General features: G+C 40.5%; 20 protein-coding genes. 6 read left to right on the top strand and 14 right to left on the bottom strand.

Features of this window, described 5'->3' with window-relative positions:
- The first annotated feature begins 88 nt into the window (after positions 1–88).
- Positions 89–847 carry a lysophospholipid acyltransferase family protein gene (locus INE92_RS03395; protein ID WP_004315944.1) on the top strand — a complete coding sequence of 253 codons (759 nt, stop codon included), beginning with the start codon at positions 89–91 and terminating at the stop codon, positions 845–847.
- A 312-nt stretch (positions 848–1159) separates the two neighbouring features.
- Here INE92_RS03395 and INE92_RS26855 read toward each other — a convergent pair whose 3' ends face one another.
- The 3 genes from INE92_RS26855 to INE92_RS03380 all read right to left on the bottom strand — a co-directional run bounded on the left by INE92_RS26855 (position 1160) and on the right by INE92_RS03380 (position 4120).
- Positions 1160–1423, bottom strand: a complete 264-nt coding sequence (locus tag INE92_RS26855) for a hypothetical protein (RefSeq protein WP_004315946.1) — start codon at positions 1421–1423, stop codon at positions 1160–1162.
- Between the two features lie 165 nt (positions 1424–1588).
- Entirely contained in the window at positions 1589–3343 is a 1755-nt protein-coding gene (locus INE92_RS03385; protein ID WP_004315947.1) for a tetratricopeptide repeat protein, read from the bottom strand.
- A gap of 42 nt (positions 3344–3385) precedes the next feature.
- Positions 3386–4120, bottom strand: coding sequence for a DUF4369 domain-containing protein (locus INE92_RS03380; protein ID WP_004297344.1), 735 nt, complete (start codon positions 4118–4120; stop codon positions 3386–3388).
- A gap of 157 nt (positions 4121–4277) precedes the next feature.
- Here INE92_RS03380 and INE92_RS03375 point away from each other — a divergent pair, with 157 nt between their 5' ends.
- The 3 genes from INE92_RS03375 to INE92_RS03365 are packed head-to-tail and all read left to right on the top strand — an operon-like array spanning position 4278 to position 9893.
- A complete protein-coding gene (locus INE92_RS03375) occupies positions 4278–5522 on the top strand; it encodes an anaerobic sulfatase-maturation protein (RefSeq protein WP_004315949.1) in 1245 nt (414 codons plus the stop codon).
- A 54-nt stretch (positions 5523–5576) separates the two neighbouring features.
- Positions 5577–7736, top strand: coding sequence for a S46 family peptidase (locus INE92_RS03370; RefSeq protein WP_192920517.1), 2160 nt, complete (start codon positions 5577–5579; stop codon positions 7734–7736).
- Positions 7737–9893, top strand: a complete 2157-nt coding sequence (locus tag INE92_RS03365; RefSeq protein WP_151928245.1) for a S46 family peptidase — start codon at positions 7737–7739, stop codon at positions 9891–9893.
- A gap of 86 nt (positions 9894–9979) precedes the next feature.
- Here the strand turns inward: INE92_RS03365 and INE92_RS03360 are convergent, their stop codons facing one another.
- The gene (locus tag INE92_RS03360; protein ID WP_004315952.1) at positions 9980–10162 is read right to left on the bottom strand and encodes a type II toxin-antitoxin system HicB family antitoxin; all 183 of its coding nucleotides are present in this window, start codon (positions 10160–10162) and stop codon (positions 9980–9982) included.
- Entirely contained in the window at positions 10159–11286 is a 1128-nt protein-coding gene (locus INE92_RS03355) for a glycosyltransferase family protein (RefSeq protein WP_004315953.1), read from the bottom strand. The genes INE92_RS03360 and INE92_RS03355 overlap by 4 nt, the downstream gene beginning before the upstream one ends.
- A gap of 169 nt (positions 11287–11455) precedes the next feature.
- Between INE92_RS03355 and trxA the strand changes: the two genes are divergently transcribed.
- Together trxA and INE92_RS03345 are read left to right on the top strand one after the other, a co-directional pair.
- Positions 11456–11755, top strand: coding sequence for a thioredoxin (trxA, locus tag INE92_RS03350; protein ID WP_049703087.1), 300 nt, complete (start codon positions 11456–11458; stop codon positions 11753–11755).
- 17 nt (positions 11756–11772) lie between these two features.
- A complete protein-coding gene (locus INE92_RS03345) occupies positions 11773–12237 on the top strand; it encodes a thioredoxin family protein (protein ID WP_004315955.1) in 465 nt (154 codons plus the stop codon).
- 144 nt (positions 12238–12381) lie between these two features.
- Here the strand turns inward: INE92_RS03345 and INE92_RS03340 are convergent, their stop codons facing one another.
- From INE92_RS03340 to INE92_RS03300, 9 genes are all read right to left on the bottom strand, one after another.
- Positions 12382–13017 (bottom strand): SagB/ThcOx family dehydrogenase, encoded by a 636-nt coding sequence (locus tag INE92_RS03340; protein WP_074909034.1) that lies wholly within the window; start codon positions 13015–13017, stop codon positions 12382–12384.
- 94 nt (positions 13018–13111) lie between these two features.
- Positions 13112–13672, bottom strand: a complete 561-nt coding sequence (locus INE92_RS03335; RefSeq protein ID WP_004297333.1) for an NADH peroxidase — start codon at positions 13670–13672, stop codon at positions 13112–13114.
- A 22-nt stretch (positions 13673–13694) separates the two neighbouring features.
- Positions 13695–14123: a Fur family transcriptional regulator gene (locus tag INE92_RS03330; RefSeq protein ID WP_004315958.1), complete on the bottom strand. Its 429-nt coding sequence runs from the start codon at positions 14121–14123 to the stop codon at positions 13695–13697.
- A 241-nt stretch (positions 14124–14364) separates the two neighbouring features.
- On the bottom strand, positions 14365–14859 hold the full coding sequence (locus INE92_RS03325) for a lipocalin family protein (RefSeq protein ID WP_225450801.1): 495 nt from the start codon (positions 14857–14859) through the stop codon (positions 14365–14367).
- Between the two features lie 21 nt (positions 14860–14880).
- The gene (locus INE92_RS03320; protein WP_032811832.1) at positions 14881–15642 is read right to left on the bottom strand and encodes a DUF1573 domain-containing protein; all 762 of its coding nucleotides are present in this window, start codon (positions 15640–15642) and stop codon (positions 14881–14883) included.
- 8 nt (positions 15643–15650) lie between these two features.
- Positions 15651–17714, bottom strand: coding sequence for a S8 family serine peptidase (locus tag INE92_RS03315; protein WP_008021777.1), 2064 nt, complete (start codon positions 17712–17714; stop codon positions 15651–15653).
- Positions 17715–17721: 7 nt separating this feature from the next.
- On the bottom strand, positions 17722–19425 hold the full coding sequence (locus INE92_RS03310) for a BACON domain-containing protein (protein WP_008021776.1): 1704 nt from the start codon (positions 19423–19425) through the stop codon (positions 17722–17724).
- Between the two features lie 27 nt (positions 19426–19452).
- Positions 19453–22095 carry a DUF4458 domain-containing protein gene (locus tag INE92_RS03305; protein ID WP_195436555.1) on the bottom strand — a complete coding sequence of 881 codons (2643 nt, stop codon included), beginning with the start codon at positions 22093–22095 and terminating at the stop codon, positions 19453–19455.
- Positions 22096–22117: 22 nt separating this feature from the next.
- Positions 22118–23659 (bottom strand): DUF5003 domain-containing protein, encoded by a 1542-nt coding sequence (locus INE92_RS03300; RefSeq protein ID WP_195436554.1) that lies wholly within the window; start codon positions 23657–23659, stop codon positions 22118–22120.
- Between the last annotated feature and the right edge of the window lie 11 nt (positions 23660–23670).

Genomic DNA, 23670 nt, shown 5'->3' with positions numbered 1-23670 from the left:
AAAATAACACAATCGGAAAGATTATCTCGCATCTGCCTCTCTTTTTTACCAATAATCATGTATATTTGCAGGATAAAAATCCAACCCTATGAAGATACTGTATTATATTTATCAGATTTGCATCGCTTTGCCTATTTTATTAGTGCTGACCATCCTTACGGCAATCGTCACTATTGTAGGTTCCCTCTTGGGAGGAGCCCACTTCTGGGGATATTATCCGGGGAAGATATGGTCACAATTAATTTGTCTGTTCCTGTTGATTCCCGTGAAGATTGAGGGGCGCGAAAAGCTGCATGACAAAACTTCCTATATTTTTGTACCTAACCATCAGGGTTCATTTGATATTTTCCTCATCTACGGCTTCATTGGAAGAAACTTTAAGTGGATGATGAAAAAAAGTCTGCGTAAATTGCCATTCGTCGGAAAAGCCTGTGAAAGCGCAGGACATATCTTTGTAGACCGTTCCGGCCCGAAGAAGGTTTTGGAAACCATCCGGCAGGCAAAAGACTCGTTGAAAGACGGAGTTTCTCTGGTGGTCTTTCCCGAAGGCGCACGCACTTTTACCGGACACATGGGATATTTTAAAAAAGGGGCTTTCCAATTGGCGGATGATTTACAGTTGGCAGTGGTACCTGTCACTATCGATGGCTCATTTGAAATCCTTCCACGCACAGGCAAATGGATACATCGCCATCGCATGATTCTGACTATTCACGACCCTATTCCTCCCAAAGGAAAAGGCATGGAAAATATCAAGGCAACCATGGCAGAGGCATACGCAGCTGTTGAAAGTGCCCTCCCGGAGCAACATAAGGGAATGGTGAAAAACGAAGATCAAGACCGGTAATCTGTGTATTATACCTAAAATGAATATGGGGATGCTCACGCACCCCCACACTCCTAACCAGTTTTATGCATCAAACTATTAAATTAAAGAATTCAGATATTTAGATGTTTTGCAAAGTTATGGTTTGGTTTGACATCATTTGCAATTCTTGAAAAGTCAAATTAAAACCTTTATGAATTTCTTTTTCTAAATTCTCCAATGAGAAAGATTCACCTCTTGCACCATTAATCTTTCCTCTAAACCGATTGTTATAATGCTTACGGAATGTATCCGGAGTGACCAAGCCTCCAAGACCATAATCCCCCACTACAATCACCGGTTTCCGGCGTAACACCCCTTCATAGGCAGTAATCCCGCTCCAATTATTAGATCGGCTTCTTCAATCAGTTTACCTGTTTCACTCTCGGAGGATATATAATCCACCTGATACTCTGAATATTTACTTAATAGAACTCCTATCCTTAACCGCGTACGAGAATTAGCTACTCCGACAACAATGTTGGCTTTCTGTTCTATCAACTGCAATTCGTTACCTCTCCATGAAGAGGTAGCAGATAATTCATTAGGATTTTTCATATAGCTATTTGGTTTTTGTTAGGTCAAAAGTACGGCATGCATCTGAAAACACAAAAAAAGTCACCCGGACAAAATCAGTGTGTCTGATTCATCGTAAAGATCTAAAATTCAATAAAATACATATTTTGATTCTGTTATTGACCCGGACAATTCATTTTTTATTTATCAAAAGTCCCTTAAAAATGCATTTAAATCTTCTTGTGAAGAAATGCCTAACCGGCCTTTTAGTCTCCCCTTCGCCTTGGTTACCGAGTCGGAAGAGGTCTGGAAAATACGAGCCAACTCTTCATTAGTCAGCCCAAATTTAAGGAAGCAACAGATTTCAAGATCACGTTTTGTCAATAAAGGAGCTTTGTCAAGCAATCGGGTAACGTAATTAGCATAGAGTAAATCAAACAGACTAAACAATTTATAGCGTTCTCCATCAGACAACTTACCTCTTAATGTTCCCTCTTTGATAGCAAGCAATAATCGAAAAGCAGATATATACTGTTCAGAAGATGGTCCGACTGTTAACTCTCCTCCTAGTTCTTTCAACAACCCCGATAAGGTTTTGTTCTGCATACTCAAAAGCACAATCTTTCCATTCAACTCGCCTACCTTCATTCGATTTTCTTCGAGTATGCGGTTCTCTTCCAGCACTTGGTCTTTCAACTCCTGGATTTCTTCCATCTCCTGCTGATATCGCTTTATCTCCTCTTCATTATCTCTAATCTGGGATTCAATCTCGGCAATCTTCTTTTTATGGTTCCTACTTTTGTAATAGTAATAACACATATAGAAGGCTACAATCAGAAAAACAATCGTACCGCAAAACAGAAAAACCGTACGGTGCATTTTCATTTGTAAATTATCGCTCCGGAGTTTTTCGTTCTCATACTGCTTTTGCAGTTCTGTTATCAACTCCAAAGAATCGACCTCATCCAATACGCTGACAATGGAATCCGCTTTTTCATGATAAGTAATTGCTTCTTCAAAATTATCAATATCCTTTTCCAAAAAGTATAAATTGTTGTATGCATCAATACGGGTATACTCTTTAGAGGAATTTATACTCATCTTAAAGTATTTCCTGGCATTCTCCACATCCCCCATTTGTATATACAAATATCCCAAAGACATACACTCTACATATTTCCTTTCTTCATCCGTTTCTTTTTCATAAGCAGCAAGGAAATAGCGTTCTGACTTTTTCAGCTCTCCCATAGAACGATACAGGATACCCAACTCATGTAAAATGGAAACTTCAGACGGATACTGTTTTTTTCTGGCTAATTCTAAAGCATTATTATAATAGAAATAGCAACTATCCCAGTTATTCTGAAACAAATAAGCCCGGCCTATATTCTGCCCGGCTCTGACAATGCCCACAGAATCTTTTAACTCTTCATAGATAGCGTATGACTCCTGAAAATTCTTCAATGACTCCTGATACAATTTCTTTTTCCGGTTCACCATCCCTATTTCATCAGTAGCCATGGCAAACATCTTGCAACATTGAATCTTCCCGAACATTTCCTTTGCTGAAGACAGGAACGACAAAGCCTCTTCATCTTTACCCAATTCACGCAGCACTCTACCATAATAATACTGTGCTTTAGCACGCATGGCAGTGTCACCACGCTCTACAGTATAGTAATTCAGTGCCAATGCAATCAACGAATCAGAAGTAAACTTCACATAGTTCTGATCCATTGCCTGCGTTAATAAAAGCGCATAATCCGCCTGCGACTTTCCACGCAATTTTTCAGGATGAGGAACTGATTTTAATAGATACAGAGCCGTATCCGGAAGAGATTCCATACATATTTCGATCTTCTGGAACGCCACATCGGAGGCCTCCGAATCTCTACGACAAGAAACCGATAAGACTAAAATAAAAAAGAAAGCGGCGTATACCGAAACAGTAGTCGTTTTCATTTTACTTGAGTTTTATGCAAAAATACACAAAAAACTCAAGTATTACTTATTTGTTGAAGCATTTTGTTCCAATCGTTGATGTTCTTCTATCAACTTCATGTTTTCTCTTGCTTTAGACAGGAATTCTCTTACCAGCTTATTATCTTTAAAAGAGTAAGGAGCATCCTTTATAATATCATCTATCTGCGGAGTCATAATGGGATAGGGCAAAGAGCTGCAAAGCATCATAAATACACTGGGTCCCAATACATTTTCGTAATTGTCGGAAATAAACGTTTTCACATACTGATTCATCGCTTGCATCAGTGAATCACCTTCCACCACCAGCTGACTGTGAATTTCATCCAGATCCCCTCCATCCAATACCATACGGGTTTCTTTCTGCTCCAGTTCGCTGATACTTTCTTCTAATTGGTTTCTTTTGCTGATAAACTCGTACAACGCATTATTTAAAGAAGTTCCCACTGCCTTCAAGTCCGTATTGCTGATAGTAACTGTTATTTTTCCACTTTCTAGAACGATCGGCATAATGCTTTCTTCATCCATATATAGTGTCACCATCTGTACGGAATCTATTTTCCCTTTCATTGAAAACAGACCATGCACCACTTCAGCAGAATCCAGCTTCACCCACTCGCCATCACGCAGGGATTTAAGATATAGCATCTTTCCATCCAGACTATTCACTGAAGATGTTCCTTCAATCTTGTACTTACTGGTACAGGAAGCCAGAAACGGAAGCAAAAGCAAAAAAGGCAAAATTTTATTCACGTTCATTTATTCATTAAATTCTGTGCACAAAGGTACAACTGATTCAGAATTCAAAGAAACATTTTATCAATATTTAAATCTTGTAAGACTCTTTTCTTTAATAATCCTTATAAACATAGGTGTAAGGCTATTTTTTTCATTTAGTTTATCTAATTTTGCAGTCATGAAAACATCAACATTTGCCCCTTTTGCCAAACCGCTTTATGTAATGGTAAAGCCTGTAGGTGCCGTATGCAACCTAGCATGCGAGTATTGCTATTATTTGGAAAAGGCCAACCTATACAAAGACAATCCGAAACACATAATGAGCGATGAACTTCTGGAAAAGTTTATCGACGAGTACATTAACTCACAAACCATGCCGCAGGTACTTTTCACCTGGCACGGAGGAGAAACGCTGATGCGACCGCTCTCCTTCTATAAAAAGGCAATGGAACTGCAAAAGAAATACGCCCATGGACGTACGATCGACAATTGCATCCAGACCAACGGAACTATGCTCACTGACGAATGGTGCGAATTCTTCCGTGAAAACAATTGGTTGGTAGGTGTCTCCATCGACGGTCCGCAGGAGTTTCATGACGAGTATCGCAAAAACAAATTAGGAAAACCTTCTTTTGTGAAAGTGATGCAAGGCATCAATCTTCTGAAGAAACACGGGGTAGAATGGAATGCAATGGCAGTTATTAACGACTTCAATGCCGAATATCCGTTGGAGTTTTATCGTTTCTTCAAAGAAATCGGTTGTCAATATATCCAGTTCGCTCCTATCGTTGAACGCATTCTTTCACATGAAGACGGACGTCATCTCGCTTCTCTTGCCGAAAATAAAGCCGGAACACTGGCTGACTTTTCAATCACTCCGGAACAATGGGGGAACTTCCTCTGTACTCTCTTTGACGAATGGGTGAAAGAAGATGTAGGCAAATACTATGTGCAGATATTCGATTCTACCCTGGCCAACTGGATGGGTGAGCAACCCGGTATATGCACGATGGCAAAGACTTGCGGACATGCCGGTGTAATGGAATTCAACGGAGACGTTTATTCTTGCGACCACTTTGTATTCCCCGAATATAAGTTAGGTAACATTTACAGTAAGACACTGGTAGAAATGATGCATAGCGAGCGTCAGCACAACTTCGGGAACATGAAATACCAGTCTCTCCCTACTCAATGCAAAGAGTGTGAGTTCCTGTTTGCCTGCAACGGGGAATGCCCTAAAAATCGTTTTAGCCAAACAGCAGAAGGTGAACCGGGATTGAACTACTTATGCAAAGGTTATTATCAGTTCTTTAAACACGTAGCTCCTTACATGGACTTTATGAAAAACGAACTGATGAATCAACGTCCGCCTGCTAATATCATGGAAGCTTTAAGAAATGGAGAATTGAGAGTGGAGAGTTGAGAATGAGAAACAGAACATATTAACAATCATATATTCAAATTTTATCATTAAATAATGAACAAACTAAGATTTTATCTGGTAGCGCTGGCTGCGCTTTTTGTATTTTCCGTTAGAGCGGATGAGGGTATGTGGCTATTGCAATTGATGCAACAGCAACACTCCATAGACATGATGAAAAAACAGGGATTAAAACTGGAAGCCCAGGACTTATATAATCCAAACGGCATTTCTCTCAAAGATGCCGTAGGTATATTCGGAGGTGGATGTACGGGAGAAATTATCTCGCCCGAAGGTTTGATTCTAACCAATCACCACTGTGGCTACGCTTCCATCCAGCAACATAGTAGTGTTGAGCACGATTATCTGACAGATGGTTTCTGGGCTACTTCCAGAGACAAGGAGCTTCCTACTCCGGGACTGAAATTTACATTTATCGAACGTATCGAAGATGTTACAGACATTGTCAATGCCAAAATTGCAGCGAAGGAAATCACCGAATCCGAATCATTCAGCAATACATTCCTTCAAAAGCTGGCTCATGACCTTTATTTCAAAAGTGACCTGGCAGACAAAAAAGGAATTGTTCCGCAGGCTCTTCCGTTCTATGCCGGAAATAAATTCTATCTTTTCTATAAGAAAATATATCCGGATGTACGTATGGTAGCTGCTCCCCCCTCTTCTATCGGTAAGTTTGGCGGTGAGACAGACAACTGGATGTGGCCGCGTCATACCGGCGACTTCTCCATGTTCCGTATCTATGCTGACGCGAACGGTGAACCGGCAGAATACAGTGAAAACAATGTCCCCCTGAAAACAAAGAAACATTTGTCTATCTCTATCAAAGGGTTGAAAGAGGGAGATTACGCAATGATTATGGGATTTCCCGGAAGTACGAGCCGTTACCTGACTGTATCAGAGGTGAAAGAACGTATGGAATCGGAAAACGACCCGCGTATCCGTATTCGTGGCGCACGTTTGGCTGTCCTGAAGGAAGTGATGAATGCCAGTGACAAAATCCGTATTCAGTATGCTAACAAGTATGCGGGTTCCAGCAATTATTGGAAAAACTCCATCGGTATGAATAAAGCCATCATCGATAATGATGTGTTGGGAACGAAAGCTGCACAGGAAGCTAAATTCGCAGAATTTGCAAAGGCGCAAAACAATGCCGAATATGCGGCAGTCGTGAAGAACATCGATGACCTGGTAGCTAAAACAACTCCTCTCAATTATCAATATACTTGTTTGAGAGAGACTTTCTTCGGAGCTATCGAATTTGGTAATGTCATGTTATCTAAAACACGTGAAGCATTGCTTGAAAAGAACGACTCTGTGATCGAAGCACGTATGAAAGCGCTGGAAAGCACTTACGAAAGTATCCATAACAAAGATTATGACCATGAAGTAGACCGCAAAGTTGCTAAAGCATTGTTCCCGTTATATGCGGAAATGGTTCCGGCTAACCAGCGTCCGTCTATCTACAAAGTAATTGAGCAGAAATATAAGGGCGATTACAACAAGTTTGTTGATGATATGTACGACAACTCTATTTTTGCCAACCGCGCAAACTTCGAGAAGTTTACGAAGAAGCCGTCAGTGAAAGCAATCGACAACGATCTTGCATTACAATACTGCCAGTCTAAATATGACTTGATGGATAAACTGGTTTCCCAGCTCAAGGACATGGATCAGGAACTGGCTTTGCTGCACAAAACTTATATTCGTGGTCTGGGCGAAATGAAATTGCCTGTCCCCTCTTACCCGGACGCAAACTTTACCATTCGTCTGACTTATGGTAACGTGAAACCATACGATCCGAAAGACGGCGTACACTACAACTATTACACCACCACTAAAGGAATTCTTGAGAAAGAAAATCCGGAAGACCGCGAGTTCGTTGTACCTGCCAAACTGAAAGAGCTGATTGAGAAGAAAGATTATGGCCGTTATGCTTTACCGAACGGTGATATGCCTGTCTGCTTCCTGTCTACCAATGACATCACCGGCGGTAATTCCGGCAGCCCGGTATTGAATGAAAACGGAGAACTGATCGGTTGTGCTTTTGATGGTAACTGGGAATCATTGAGCGGTGACATCAACTTCGACAACAACCTGCAACGTTGCATTAACCTGGATATCCGTTATGTCCTGTTCATTCTGGAGAAGTTAGGCAACTGCGGACACTTGATTAATGAAATGACAATCATAGAATAAATGAGAAAACAAATCCTATTTGTCCTATTTTCACTGGCAACTCTTAGCATCCACGCCGACGAAGGCATGTGGATGCTAACCGATCTGAAAACCCAGAACGCAGTTGCCATGCGCGAACTCGGTCTTGAAATTCCGATCGAAGAAGTATATGACGCGAACGGTCTTTCTCTGAAAGATGCTGTGGTACACTTTGGAGGAGGATGTACGGGAGAAATTATCTCTTCCGAAGGACTGGTACTGACGAATCACCACTGTGGTTATGGAGCTATCCAGCAACACAGTAATGTAGAACATGACTACCTGACAGATGGTTTCTGGGCTATGAATCGTGACACGGAACTTCCTACTCCGGGATTGACCGTTACATTTATCGACCGGATTCTGGATGTGACCGATTACGTCAATGAGCAACTGAAAAAAGATCCGGACCCGGAAGGTGTCAACTACCTGTCACCAAGTTATCTGGGCACCGTGGCAGAACGTTTCGCCAAAGCAGAGAACATAGAAATAACTCCTGCAACAAAACTGGAGCTCAAGGCTTTTTACGGAGGAAACAAATATTATATGTTCATCAAAACGGTGTACAGTGATATTCGTATGGTAGGCGCTCCTCCTTCTTCCATCGGCAAATTCGGCGCAGATACCGACAACTGGATGTGGCCTCGTCACACAGGCGACTTTTCCCTTTTCCGTATTTATGCGGACAAGAACGGAAAACCGGCAAAATATTCAAAAGACAACGTCCCTTTGCAGGTAAAGAAACACCTGAAAATCAGCATTGCCGGAGTTCAGGAAGGAGATTTCACCTTTGTGATGGGATTTCCGGGACGTAACTGGCGATATATGATTTCCGACGAAGTGGAAGAACGGATGCAAACGACCAACTTTATGCGCCAGCATGTACGTGGAGCCCGTCAGAAAGTACTCATGGAGCAAATGCTGAAAGATCCTGCCGTACGTATTCATTATGCAAGCAAATATGCTTCATCAGCCAACTACTGGAAGAATGCCATCGGTATGAATGAAGGACTGGTACGTCTCAACGTACTGGATACCAAACGTGCGCAACAAGAGGAATTATTAGCCCGTGGCCGTGAAAAAGGAGATGATTCATATCAGAAAGCTTTTGATGAGATTCGTTCTATTGTGGCTCATCGCCGTGACGCGATCTATCATCAGCAGGCTATCAATGAAGCATTGGTCACCGCCCTTGATTTTATGCGCATCCCTTCCACGATGGAATTGGTTGCCGCTCTAAAATCAAAAGATAAAGAGCAAATAAAAGAGGCGAAGCTAAAATTAAAGCAAGAAGCTGATAAGTATTTTGCTTCTGTCCCCTTCCCCGAAGTAGAACGGATGGTTGCCAAAGAGATGCTGAAAACTTATGCCAACTATATTCCGGAGGAACAACGAATCAACATCTTCGAAATCATCAATTCCCGCTTCAAGGGAAGTATCGATGCCTTCGTCGATGCATGCTTTGAACATTCTATTTTTGGCAATCCTAAAAACTTTGAAAAGTTTATCAAGAAACCAAGTTTGTATAAAATAGGATATGACTGGATGGTATTATTCAAATATTCTATTACCGACGGGATCTTGAAAACAGCCATTGCCATGAAAGAAGCAAATCAGAACTATGACGCTGCTCATAAAGTATGGGTGAAAGGCATGATGGATATGAGACAGGAAAAAGGTACACCTATTTATCCGGACGCCAATTCAACTTTACGTTTGACCTACGGCCAGGTACTTTCTTATGAACCCGCTGACGGTGTTGTGTATGATGCTCATACCACCCTCAAAGGTGTAATGGAGAAAGAAGATCAGGGTAACTGGGAATTTGTAGTGCCTCAAAAATTGAAAGAGCTGTATAAATCCCAGGATTATGGACGCTATGGTAAAAACGGTGAAATGCCCGTCTGCTTTATTGTAAACACCGACAATACAGGAGGAAATTCCGGTAGTCCGGTATTTAACAGCAAAGGTCAGTTGGTTGGAACTGCTTTCGACCGCAACTTTGAAGGCTTAACAGGAGACATTGCTTTCCGTCCTTCATCGCAGCGAGCCGCTTGTGTTGACATCCGCTATACCTTGTTTATCATCGATAAATACGCAGGAGCCTCTCATATCATCGACGAACTTAGCATTGAGTAAGTTGAGAGTTGAGAATTAAAAATTGAGAAATAAAAGTTATGCCATCTGGCATTATATTTCTCAATTTTTAATTCTCTATTTTCAATTTATATAAACTCTTCCACCATATACATCTCATCAATCATTTCATTCATTATATTCTGTAAATTCTGAATTGCTTCTTCCGGAGATTCTCCATAAGCGTTACAGTGCATATTTACAGTCAACCAGGCATAATAGCCACCATCCGATGCGCTTTCAAGCACATAATCTGTTCTGTTCAGTTTCATATTGGTAAATAATTATTGAATGTTGGTATTGAAGTTATTTCTGATTGTGAGGCTGCCAGTTTCTCCAGTTCCAGGATGATCCGACGTTCACAACTGCGAACCCAATAAATAAAGTGACGGTTCGGGGCATATTTCCCGACAAAACGGAGCAACGGTTGCAAGTCAAAGGAATCACTGATTATTCCTGCTCCCGCTTTCATTGCATCATACGCATTACAGTCCTGTTCAATATGTGCCGGGACCATCAACACTGGTTTTCCAAGATACATTGCTTCACAAATAGACTCGAAACCAGCCGTACTGGCATAAGCTCTGCAACCTGCCATAGCATTAAGAAACTTCACATCATCTATTTGATGGAAACTCAATGTTTCGTCCACCCGTATCACCTCCTCGGTATCCGATTTATCCCAGAAAAATGTTAGTGGGACTTCCGGATGCCTTGCATGAAAATGCTCCACGCTATCGGCAAACCCGGAATTGACCATATATCCGTGAATATAATTCCCCTCTTCCGGCCGGATAGCTGTCACTTCCTGACGAATCAAAGGAGGGACAGTTACTATCTGATTATTATCATCCTGCTCCATTTCCCGGAAAGATAAAGCCAGCTTCTTCGAGGATTTCAGAGCAGTCATCCGGGTAAAGAAACGCAACATCCATAACTGACACGAACTCTTATCCGGAAACTCGAAATCATGATGCAAAAACAAATACTGATGTCCAACGCAAATATACGGAACAGAGGGGCGGAAGAGTGCATAGGTAAGTCCGGTTAAAAGTTCGTAGAAGTTGATGACGACTTCCGCCCCTGTCTCCCTGATCCGCTGATTTATATAATACATACTACGGATATATTCCGGTAGTTTCAATAAATTGTATGCAAAGCTTTTCGTCAGATTTGCCCGCTTATTATCTGCTGTAGGCAGAAAGTTTGGACTAATGAAGCGCTTCACTGGTGCGTGAATGCTCCGATTGAAAAATCCCGGCAAGGTACGTGTCGAGCTTTTTCCCACCAAGACTTCCACTACTTCGTGTCCATTACGCAATAACATTTCTTCGAGGGTGATCGCCTGTGTAAAGTGCCCTCTCCCCTCACCTTGAACAATAAATAAGAATTTCATAGTTCTATTATTTTTCGATACGCAAAGTTCCCTCTTTCACATTACAAGATGATGACTCTACAATGACTATTCTATGAACAAAAACGACCTTTTTTCGTTATTATAATAAAATAGGATTTATATTTGCAGTCTTCAATGACTGTCATTTAACTCTAAGAAAGGAAAGATTATGGAAAAGTTTGAAGATTTAATACAGTCACCGGTACCGGTTTTAGTTGATTTCTTTGCAGAATGGTGCGGACCCTGTAAAGCTATGAAACCAGTTTTAGAAGAACTAAAATTAATTGTAGGAGATAAAGCACGTATTGCAAAGATAGATGTTGACCAGCATGAAGAACTGGCTACTAAATATCGCATACAAGCTGTCCCGACCTTTATATTATTTAAAAACGGAGAGGCTGTCTGGAGACATTCCGGCGTAATCCATAGCAGCGAGCTGCAAGGGGTTATTGAAAAGCATTATAGTTAAAAAGGTAAAGATAACAAATGAAGAAAGTATTAGTAATGGTAGCCCTTGTCATGGTAAGCGTGATTGTATACGCTTTCAATGACAGCGGGGAATCCAATCAAGGTAAAAAAGAGGTAACAGGTAACGGTGAAGTCGTCGTAATGGACAAAGATATGTTTCTGAAAGACGTCTTCGATTATGAGAAATCAAAGGAGTGGAAATACAAAGGCGACAAGCCCGCCATCATCGATTTATATGCAGACTGGTGCGGACCTTGCCGTCAGACAGCTCCTATCATGAAAGAACTGGCAAAGGAATATGCAGGGAAAATTGTCATCTACAAAGTTAACGTGGATAAACAAAAAGAACTGGCAGCTTTGTTTAATGCTACAAGTATTCCATTGTTTGTGTTCATTCCGATGAAAGGGGATCCACAGCTTTTCCGTGGAGCTGCTGATAAAGCAACTTACAAGAAAGCGATTGATGAATTTCTCTTGAAATAATGAAGAAAATATAGTGACGGTATCCGGTCAGGATAGTGACGCTATAACAAGCAAAGAGTGACGGTATCCGATAGAGATAGCGTCACTCTTTTTTATAGGCTTATAAATCTTCTTTATACGGCTTATAAGTCTTCCTGCGAATCCTTATTTGAAGTATCCTACAGGATGATTCATCATTGGCATCTGACTATCTTTCAATTTCAAAACTTTCTTTAGCTGCTCATTGTCCATCGAAGCACGTGGTACTGTTGCCAAGTTAGCAGCAGAACAAAAGATTGAAATATTTTGGGAAACAATACCGGCATCCATAGCCCCCATCAACTGACTGCGTGGACTTTTGGCATCGCCAAACCGCGAAAGATCGCTGATTAAAACCAATGATACCGGAGCTGTTTTCACAAACGCCTGACCACCAGCTACTGCACCACGATAATCTCCCGCAGCTATCAGTGTCAACTGATGATTTTTCGCATCATACAGATAACTTCCTTCAGGCAACACTACATATACATCCACATCCTGTTTATTCAACGCTGACGGAGCGGTTCTCATTCCGGATTCCTTACGGTTTATTCCATTAGCAGCCCACAACAAATCAGACAGATCAGCCAGGCTCAATGCTTTCGAAGCATATTCGCGAGTTGAATGTCGTTCAGACAATGCCTTCATCACCGCACCAGTGCGGTTTAAATTAGGCTTCGGCAATTTAATCACCTTATCAGCAGCAAAGGCAGCCGCTGAAAGCATTAAACAAACTAACAATAGTTGTACTTTTCTCATAACTGTGGTATTTAAAAATTGATAGACAAATATAAATAAAAAAGGTCTGTATTCGTTGTGGAATACAGACCTTTTAAGAGTTTATTAGGCTTAATTATTTCTTATCACCGAAATAACGGTTGTATAATCCTTCAAAACCTTTACCGTGACGAGCTTCGTCTTTGCACATTTCGTGTACAGTGTCATGGATAGCATCCAGGTTCAGAGCTTTAGCACGAGTTGCGATGCGTTTTTTGTCTTCGCAAGCACCTTGTTCAGCGTCTTTACGTTTCTGCAGGTTAGTTTTAGTATCCCATACGCAGTCACCCAACAGTTCTGCAAACTTAGCAGCATGTTCAGCTTCTTCCCAAGCGTAACGTTTGAAAGCTTCAGCTACTTCAGGATAACCTTCGCGGTCTGCCTGACGGCTCATGGCCAAATACATACCAACTTCAGTACATTCTCCCATGAAGTGATTGTTCAAGTCCTTAATCATTTCTTCGTCACAACCTTTTGCAACACCGATAACGTGTTCGTCAGCAAAAGACAATGCGCCACCTTCTACTTCAACAACTTCTACGAACTTACTGGCAGGCGCTTTACACAATGGACATTTCTCAGGAGCTGCGTCACCTTCATGAACGTAACCGCATACAGTACATCTAAATTTCTTCATTTTCTTCTCAATTTTAAATTAATTAGTCAATACGTGTTTCTTTATCTTTACTTAAGCAATTCTTGCAAATACCTTTATAATAATAATGAACTTCCGATACCTGATGACCATCCATTTCCAGATTTTCCACTTGTTTAATCGCTTCCGGACATTTCAAATCATAAATATGTCCGCAACGTTTACAAAGGAAATGGGAATGTACAGAAGTATCCGCATCAAAATTTGTATTCTTTTCGTCAATCGTAAGCATTAATGCCGCACCCTGTTCGGAAAACAATTTCAAAGTATTATAAACCGTTGTCTTTGAAAGTGTCGGCATTGAAGGAGACAATGCTGTGTAAATATCATCAGCCGACGGATGAATCGGATGCTCCATCAAATATTCCATGATAGCGATGCGTTGCATGGAAGGCTTGATATTATGCTCTAATAATCGATCGTATGGTTTCATTATCTTCCTTTCTTTTCAAAGTTGTATTCATTACAATTATAAATCCAATGCAAAGATAAGAAGTCTTTATTTTATTTCCAAATAAATCTTTGATTTTATTTGTGCGGTCTTGTACCAATAAAGATAAATACAAAAATAAAAACCGTTTAAATACAAAGATTTGCTTAAACGGTTTTATTATAAAAAGATGCCCCAATTTTCAAGAAAATCTGATGGCAATAAAGTAAGAAACAGAATACAACTAGAATGAAGCTCTTGTTCCGGCTATGATATCTGCCGGAACTTCATTACAACGAGTATAAACTTTCATTTCTCCCATATCTTCTTTGGCAGTCCATATCATCGAAGTATCAGTCAACCCCGAAACAATGTATGAATATTCCCATTCATCATCCGTATCAAGCTGATAATAGTAAGTACCGCTAATAATATCTCCGTAATCATCTTCTTTACTCAAAAGAAAAGAACCGGGAATTTGCTCAGATGTAGCACTGTTGAGATTCGTATAAATAGTGTAAGAACGTTTTCCGTCTTTTTCCTTCCGATCAAACGTTATATAATAGTAACGTGTGTCACCTTCCAGGTTTTCTCCATTCCATTCACTCAATCGCCAGCTTCCTGCGATATTCGCATAATTTACATCCTTAGTATCAGGAAGCTTTACTTCATCATCATCCCCACATGACACAAACAGCATCGTGGTGAGTAGTAGCATTATTCTGAATATATTTTTCATATACATATTTTATATTATTTATTATTGTAACAATAATTTCACTTGTACTGTCCGTTCAGAAGGGCGTACTGAAATGCCGTCCAAGACCAAACAAAATGTAATTTCATTCTTTTGAGGCAACAAACTTCTATCAATAGAAAGAATCATGTCGGCTTCCGTTTCCGGAAGAATAACTTTCGGCTCTGTTCGAAAACGAATGTATTCCGGCAGCATCAAGGCTGACAAATTTAAAGGTTGCTTTCCTGTATTGACACAAATGAATCTTTCCACTTGCATTCCTTCTCGAGAAAGCACTCTAATCTGCCATTCTTTCCGTTTCAGTCGCAATGTATTCCCAATAGCTACGGGATATCCCTTCCATTGGTCGCTGGTAGGTGATACCTTACCAGTAAGTACCAGCCTGATCATCGGTTTCTTTCCGGAGAGATCGGTATAGACAAATGCTTCCCGATACAAATCACCAGCCTGATCCTTAGGATGAAAAACCAAATTGATTTCTCCCCGTTCCCCCGGTTGTACCAAGTCTTTATTACACTTGGCTACCGTACAGCCACAGGAAGTAGTCAACTTAGAGATACGCACCGTTTTTTTACTTACATTACAGTATTTAAAATGATACGTTACCGGCGCATCGTCTTCCGACAAAGTCCCTATATTGATTGCAGTACATTCAAACTGCAAGACTTGCTCCTCTCCTGTTTCCTGCACAAAACTATGCGCAGAAGACAGAAGAAAGAAAAAGAACAGTCCATACTTGATGGCTCCGGTAAAGTATCGTTTCATAATCACATTTACAACCAACTATCGTTTTTACGAACAGTAATAAAGAAATCTTGCTTGGTACCGTCAGTCGCCGTAACGGTAGCTTTCGTAGAACCCACTTTCAATCCTTTCAAGGTGAAAGTAATGTTGTCTTCCGCAGTGAGAAAAACAGCTATCGAGCTATCATCAACTTTACATGAGAAAGTCATATTCTCTCCATTCTTAAAATAACGGGAGTAATTGATCTTACTTGTACCACCAACGGACACATACATATTGGGAACAGTCATCTCGACACCTCTGCCCTCAACAGCTTTCAATAACTGATAGGCATCAATCAGTCCTGTACCCATATTACCTGTATAAGCAGCAGGTTCCATCTGTCCGGCTGCAATTTGGCCAAATGAAGCATTTGTGTACCAATATACTTTCATTTCCGTGAAATATGGTTCTACCGGCTTGGCAGATTCCAATATCATTTTACGGAATTCATCTGCACGAAAATGACGATGCAATTTGGCAGCATAAGAAAGTCCCAGTGCGGCTACTCCCGAAACATGTGGACAAGCCTGTGACGTTCCTTCCATGTATCCATAATTCCCACCATCTTCACTGGCAGAAGATGGTATTGTGGAATATATTTTACCTTTGGGGCTCTGATGATAATCACTGTCTCCACCTGGAGCACAGATAGAAACTCCATGCGCATAATTAGAATAACTGGATGGAGTACCATCGGCTGCTACGGCCGCTACCGAAATATAATCAGGATAAGCGCCCGGATATCCGGCCATGGCTGCATATTCATTACCTGAAGCAAACACGATGATACCTCCGTCTATGACATCATTTGGCGAGCCGGCATTATGAATAAAATAGTCAAAAGCCTCTTTCTCCAGCGGAGCACTGTCTACCCAGGCTTTATCAGAAGTATAACCCGGACTATATCCGCTAATGGGATTGGCAAGTCCCGAATTGTATCCCCAACTACACTGCAAAATAACGGCACCATTATCTGCTGCATATTTCACGGCTTTCGCTTCCTGATACAGGTCACATCCTTTAGAACCGGAAAACACCTGACAACTCATTATCTTTACACCACCTATATTACTAGCTTTATCCCCTCCTGCAATACCACTAATACCTTCACCATTATTTCTCACTGCACTGATAATCCCAGCCACATGAGTTCCATGTCCGGTATCATTCGGGTCATCATAAGAAATATAACCTTTATCATCTGTGAAATTGTAGCCATAACGGTCACCGGCATAACCATTTCCATCAGCATCTTCCTTTGAAGCAAATGTTTCGGCCTCATTCACCCACATATTCCCCTTTAAATCAGGATGATCATACATCACACCTTCATCAAGCACAGCTACGATGATGGAAGGATCTCCCGTACAAAGTTTCCAAGCTTCTCCACAATTTACATCAACCCCCGTTACAGCAGGTACCACCTTGTCACCCTTGTCATTCTTGTCTTCATTCTGAAGAATAGAACCATCATTCTTACACCCCCATTGTAGATTAAAATAGGTATCATCCGGTGTGACATTTATGGCGCGAGTGTTACGCATCACATGACTCATTGCTTGTTTGGTGAGAACTGTTGCCCGCACATTAGGATCGTATGAACGTTGGATAATATGGCTAAATTGGACTTTCGCCACATCTGCTACCTGCGACAAATCTTTAGCCACCTGCTCCAAATTCGTATCTTCATCAAAATGGATAACATACCAAAGATTCAGTCCTGCCTTGCGGGTGCGTTCTTCCGTGCGGTTATCTATCGGGAAAATACGCTCCAATTTATGAGTACCGATTCGCTGCAGAATTACATCCATATCCGAAATTCCCGAACGGGTCATCGCACCTCCAATAGAGCGAGTTACAGCAGCATCCAAAAAGGATGCCGCTTCCGGTTTGAATTTTACCATTATTTTTCCCTGGCTCGCTCCCTCGGGTAAATTAATAATTGGAGCTCCCTGCCCTGTATCAGGTTTCACTGTATCCATATCCCGGTCGGAACAGGATGTAAAAGTGATTGCTACAGCGGCTATTAGAATTAAATATATTCTTTTCATAATCAAATCAATATTCAGTTAATGTAGGTCTGGCTTTCGGATAACGCTCGTAAAACCATTCCAAATTAGAAGGTTCGTTCTTAAATCCCGGAACATTACCATTCATATCCTTTCCAGAATCCTGTGTATAAATCAAAGTGAACGGATCGAAACGTGCGAAACGCGGATGATAAAGTAGCCATTCCGGTAAATCATCTCCCGACAAGAAGTTCAAGTTAATAGTGAACCGCTCGGCATTAGGCAGAATCCTTGGAATAGTCTTTAATTTTGCCTTCACCTCATTGCTTGCACTGTTTAATGTATCGTTACTCTGAATATCTTCATCGGTATAAGCATATACACCCGATTCCAGTCGGCCACCGTAACCGATGAATGTAGGTAGCTCTCCATATATCAAATTATAGGATAATGACAACGATTTCAGTTTTTCCCACTTCAACAAGTTCTTAAAATTATAATTATTACTCGCATCAAATTTCAAGCCGAGATTTTCACGTGTATCGTTCAAATCTGTAATTGAACTGTATCGACGATTACCTGTCAAACTCAAATGAGTCAGTTCCGGGAAGTTCCTGAATTGCAAGTCAGACGGTATAGCCGTAAAGTTATTACTACTCAAATCCAATTTAGTTAAAATCTGACAAGATCCTTCTAATTCTGATTTTGAGATAGTTGTAATACCCATCGCACTTATTGTCAGATTCTTCAGATGCTGCAATCCCTTTAATGCGTTTCCAATCCTATAAGTAGCAGGAAGCAACTGCGTATTCGTATTACTAGCGACAACCAATGTCTCCAAATATTTGATTTTACCGATTTCAGCAGGTAATTCCTCCTTTGTATTCAGCATTTTGAATTCAACAGAACGTACACGACCGATTTGTTCCGGAGTCACACCTTTATCTGTTCTCTCCCATACGGTTATGCCTGCCCAATAGTCAAGACGTTCGCTGGTATCCCAACTTATCATTGAACGCAATTTGGTACTTGCAATGACAATAGCAATGGAATCTCCCCGTCTATCATCTGTTATTTCCGGTGAAGCTTCCTGTTTTATAGTCAAAGCTACCTCTTTCTCCAGTTCATCTTCCTCGTTCACCGGAAGGAACTTAATCGAAGCGATTCTTTCTTTCGGATCCGTATTCATATCCCACTTAAATCGCATCTTGATGGTACGGGGACGAGCTCCATAATCCAAAGATATATCAGGTTGTCTTTTGGAAGTAGTCACCCAAGAGCCCATCAAAGGATAATCGACCTTGAATTTGACATTTGTAGTCACCGATATATCAAAATATCTTTTATCCTCGTTAGCCATACTGGCAACTTCCACTTCATATTTATCCAGACCTATCATCTTTCCATATCCGGTCTGATGTATTTTCAGTTCTTGCTTAGACTGTCCTTCCGGTACAAACGTCACGACAGCATGTCTCACATCATTAGAAAGTGTAGAATCCACTACAATCTCACAATTAGTGCTTCCGACACCATTAGCAGGCATCACCTTCACCCAAGGCTGGTTGACCTTTGCCACCCATTTAGTACCCGAAGCTACTTTCACCGACTCCATTCCACCTGTAGCACCCAAGGTGAACTCCTGGGCATCGATGGTGAAGCCAGAAATGCCTTCCTCATCCGAATCATCACAAGCAGCAATAAAACACAAGCTTGCAAAGAGGCATAAATATATTTTAAACAATGGTTTCATATAGATTCTTTTTTGTTATTTATCTATTTATTCTTTCAAATAATCACATCCACGAATATCCTGTTCCGGATCGTAGATGAGGAGATATCTTCCCTCTTTAATCAGATCGCAAACATTGGAAAGATTGAGAGAGATATTTGGATTATCCTTTATCTCAAAAACGATAATAGCCGATGATATCGTATCAGAAATCTTTCGCAAATCATTTCCACCAATACAGAATTGTCTCAAACTCGGACATAAGCCTAAATTGCCCGGCCATTTTCTCAACAAGCGGTTACCATTCTCATCGCGCTGGTTACGTACAGCATAAACAGTTAATGTGGCAGCGTCCATCGGTCCGGTAGGAACTTCCGTAAAGCGGTTGTTACTTAGATCCACACCATAAAGGAAAGGCATATTTTTCCCATTAAAATCATCCGGAAGCTTTGATAAGTGATTATAAGTCAAGTCGAATGTTTTCATCATATACGAATATTTTGATGCATTGAATGTACCTTTCGGTATCTCTTCTATTCCATTACCGTTCAGTCCTAAAGCTGACACCTGAGAATTTGTATCAAACAGTATCTTCGGGAATTTTTTCAATTTATTCCCCCCCAATGCAATCGTACTGGCATTTACGCCATTAAAAGTTCCATTCTCTTCACCCTCAAATCCATCAATTTCATTGAATGAAAAATTAACAGAAGACATTACATATACAGATTGCGAACTGAATATATTAGGGAATTTCTTCAATTTATTATAAGCAAAAGAGAAAGACTCCACATCAGCATATCCGCAGAAATGTCCACTTTCATCACGTGGCAATTCCTCTATCTGATTGTGATCCATTGACAATTGTACCAAAATAACATCACTACCGAATGCTTTCTCAATCTTTTTAATCTGATTGTATGCACAATCCAGTTTACCAAGTTTTTTCACCATTGACATATCCGGCAAAACAGTCAGTTTATTATAAGTCAAATAAAAGATCTGCAATGTTTTACTTATACTTTCGCTGGCTACAAACTTACCTAAATCCTCATGAAAATCTCCCAAACTCGGATTACTCGCCAAGTTGAATGATTGAAGGTTCGGCAGTTTATTCAGTTCTTCCGGAAGTTTTGTCATAGACGGACAATTGTAAATTTCAAGGTCTGTCAGATTCTCCAGCCCACTTAGGTCAGTCCCCGGTTCAAATCCTTCGAATTTACCGTTGGCAATATACAAATATTGCAATTTCTTCAAGTTTCCAATAGAAGCGGGTATTCTATGAATTCCATTTGTCAACCGATTGACCGGGACATCTTTCAAAGAAGGACGATTGGCTTTGCTATTTACAGTAGGCTGAGAAAAACGACTGGGTATCCCCTCTTTCTGCCACTTCAAAGCAGCTTGTATCGGTTCGGAGAAATACGATTCAATATCCACCTTTACAAACTTATTATAATAATCACTCCTTATAGAGTTCTTCTGTACTTCAGTCAATTCAGTTCCCATCGTCTTCTCAATGATATTATCACCTACTTGGTCGGCATGATTACCTAAAGATAAAGTTCTAAGCTCCGTTAAGTCTCCCAAAGATTCAGGAATATCACCTTCAGGACCGAACGCACCGATAGAAAGACCTGTGACACGTCCTTTGGCATCCAAATCGACACCAGGTTGATCTCCCCACAAATCAATATCTTTATTGAAATCCCAGTTAGTACCTAAAGGATATGTAGTACCCGAATAACTCCATCCCTTCTGATTCTTTTCCGGAATAGACGGGCCTTTCAAGGCTTCCCACATTTCTTTCAGAACAAGATAGTCCTTAATACTGCCGGTAGTTTTACTGAAATTAATCGGAACGTTAACTTCAGTAGTCACATTATCCAGCACTTCAAAGTCAGCACCGTTTACTTCTCCATATTCCAAAGATCCCTTATTTTTCTTTTTAGTCGTATAACTTTTAATCTTATATTTACCGGCAGAAAGACGGAATAATGAATCACTGACAGCCACGGATATCTTCTTTCCACTATCATCCAGCTTCTCTGTATACTTTACGGCAATATTCTCAAGAGTCGTCTCTTTTTTCGTAAACTGTTCCTGTACCGTTACATTGATGTATTTGATATCGGAGAAAACATAATCTTCGCCTATTGCCCGAGTGGATGGTAGAAATTTTTTAGTTATAGTAAATTTCACTATCCCTCGATTCACTACTTTCACCTGTATGTCTTGTACAGCTAACCCACCATTTACTACAGTCAAAATTGTCTTTTTATCCGGTTCGCCGGAAAGAATCTGTTTCAAATCCTGCGTAGTTCCATCTGCTTTATACAGATAGAAACCGATAATCTGATAAGTTCCGGCCATCAATTGAAGTTTGTCACTTCTCAAGCCAAATTCACTATCGTCACCCATCGCTTCCAGACCGACAGTCTGTACAATTTCAGTACCGTCTTCCTGATTGATAAGCACGATTTTCATTTTTTGCGCATCACGCAAATAATCCAGCTCATTCGTACTGGCACGTGTACCTGTCGAAACACCTTTATAAAGTTTGAACTGAGCATATCCATATCCTGCCTGAAGTACGTCATCATCGTCAGAGCAACTTCCAGCTGTAAACCCTAAAGTAAACAACATGCAAGAAAGGACAAACATTTTTATAAATAATATCTTAGTTTTCATATAAGCTAAATTTTACATGTTATCAATCCTCATATCGGGGTTGAATCAGCAATACTCCTAAAATAGTTTCATTATCCATTAATTTAATAACCATAGGCTTTGTTCCATTCTTGCTTTCGTCCATACCTGAAACATTGACAAATGCACTTGTCATATACCTTCCCTCAACTTCAATTCCTTCCCATACGGTATCCTGACCATTATGCTTAGTTTCAGCTTGCAAATTCCAACCGGAGTAGCCATTTACAATAATATGGAATGGATCATAATTAACACCTAAAGTCAACGATGAAACCAAAAATACATTTGTAGTACCATATTCACTTTCTAATTGTTCATCTGGCATATCCGAAGGTACAGCTTTCACAGGATTGCCTGTACCATCCAAAATAGGTTCACCACTTTCTTTAACCAAAGATATCAGATCTCCTGCCACTCCTTCCTGTTTTATATCAGCAATTATATTTTCATCATATTCCTTTGGAATCCCCTTTTCAAGTAAAACAAGATCGGATAGATGATCCTTAATTTCAGCATATATAACGTTAGGAAATGCTAATACATACGCAGTTCTTGCTTTCGAATTATTTGCGCTTGCTGCTATATTAATATTCCCTTCTTTATCATCATCTATCCAAAGCCAACGATTAAAGGAATCCATTATTGTATAAGAATATTCAAGCTCCCATGTCATCTGATTCCGTTCTGCCACATATTCCACACATACCAAGGTATATTCATCATTCTTAGCCATTACCGTTACAGGAACTCCCTCGCTATCATAACTATTATCGCCTGCAGTATAACTTTCTCCATCAACCGAGACTTCTATGTTGTCTTTCAGAGTACCAATAATTCTATCAGCAGGAATACCTTCATACTTCACAGGAACTTTTGCAACAGCTCCGCTTCTACTTTCAATTGTCAGAAAGCCGGTAATTTCATTCTTTTTATATTGCATTATCATCTGTGGAATGACGCTGACATTATCTCCGGCATTGCCAGATACAACTTCGCTGTCTGATGCTCTACGATTGAATTCCATCCATTCGGGGTTACTTTTCAAAGCCCAATCCTCATTAGCTTCTAACACCAATATGTCAGTTCCATCAAAATTGATGACAAAAGGATTTTCTTCTGTGTACATTACAGACTTGTCCGCATTGAAAGCCCGAACTTCATAACCAGTAGACGGACGCGTCACCTCCGCTATCACCTGCTGGCTTCCTGCCAGCTTCATAGTCAGCTCTGCCTTATAAGATTTTAACAGTTCGGTAGCATCATCACTAATATGGATAGTGACTGTCTGCTTTCCGGCATTGCCTGAACAAACGAACGTCCTCTCACCATCCTGTTCAAAATAGCACCATAACGATGAGGAAGTCAATATCCAGTTATCGGCAGCCTCAAAAGTCAGTGTCTTGGTATCTCCGATTTCACATTCTATTTTCTGCAAATCCGGGAATACAGGCGTTGTAGTCTCGTCATCATCACTGCAAGCAGATACGAAGAGACAAAACACTAACGTAATCAATTGCAAATAATATTTCATTATATCTTTCATATTTATTTCCG

The organism is Bacteroides xylanisolvens (genome assembly GCF_018289135.1).
GTDB lineage: Bacteria > Bacteroidota > Bacteroidia > Bacteroidales > Bacteroidaceae > Bacteroides > Bacteroides xylanisolvens.
This window is presented reverse-complemented; position numbering and strand designations above follow the sequence as displayed.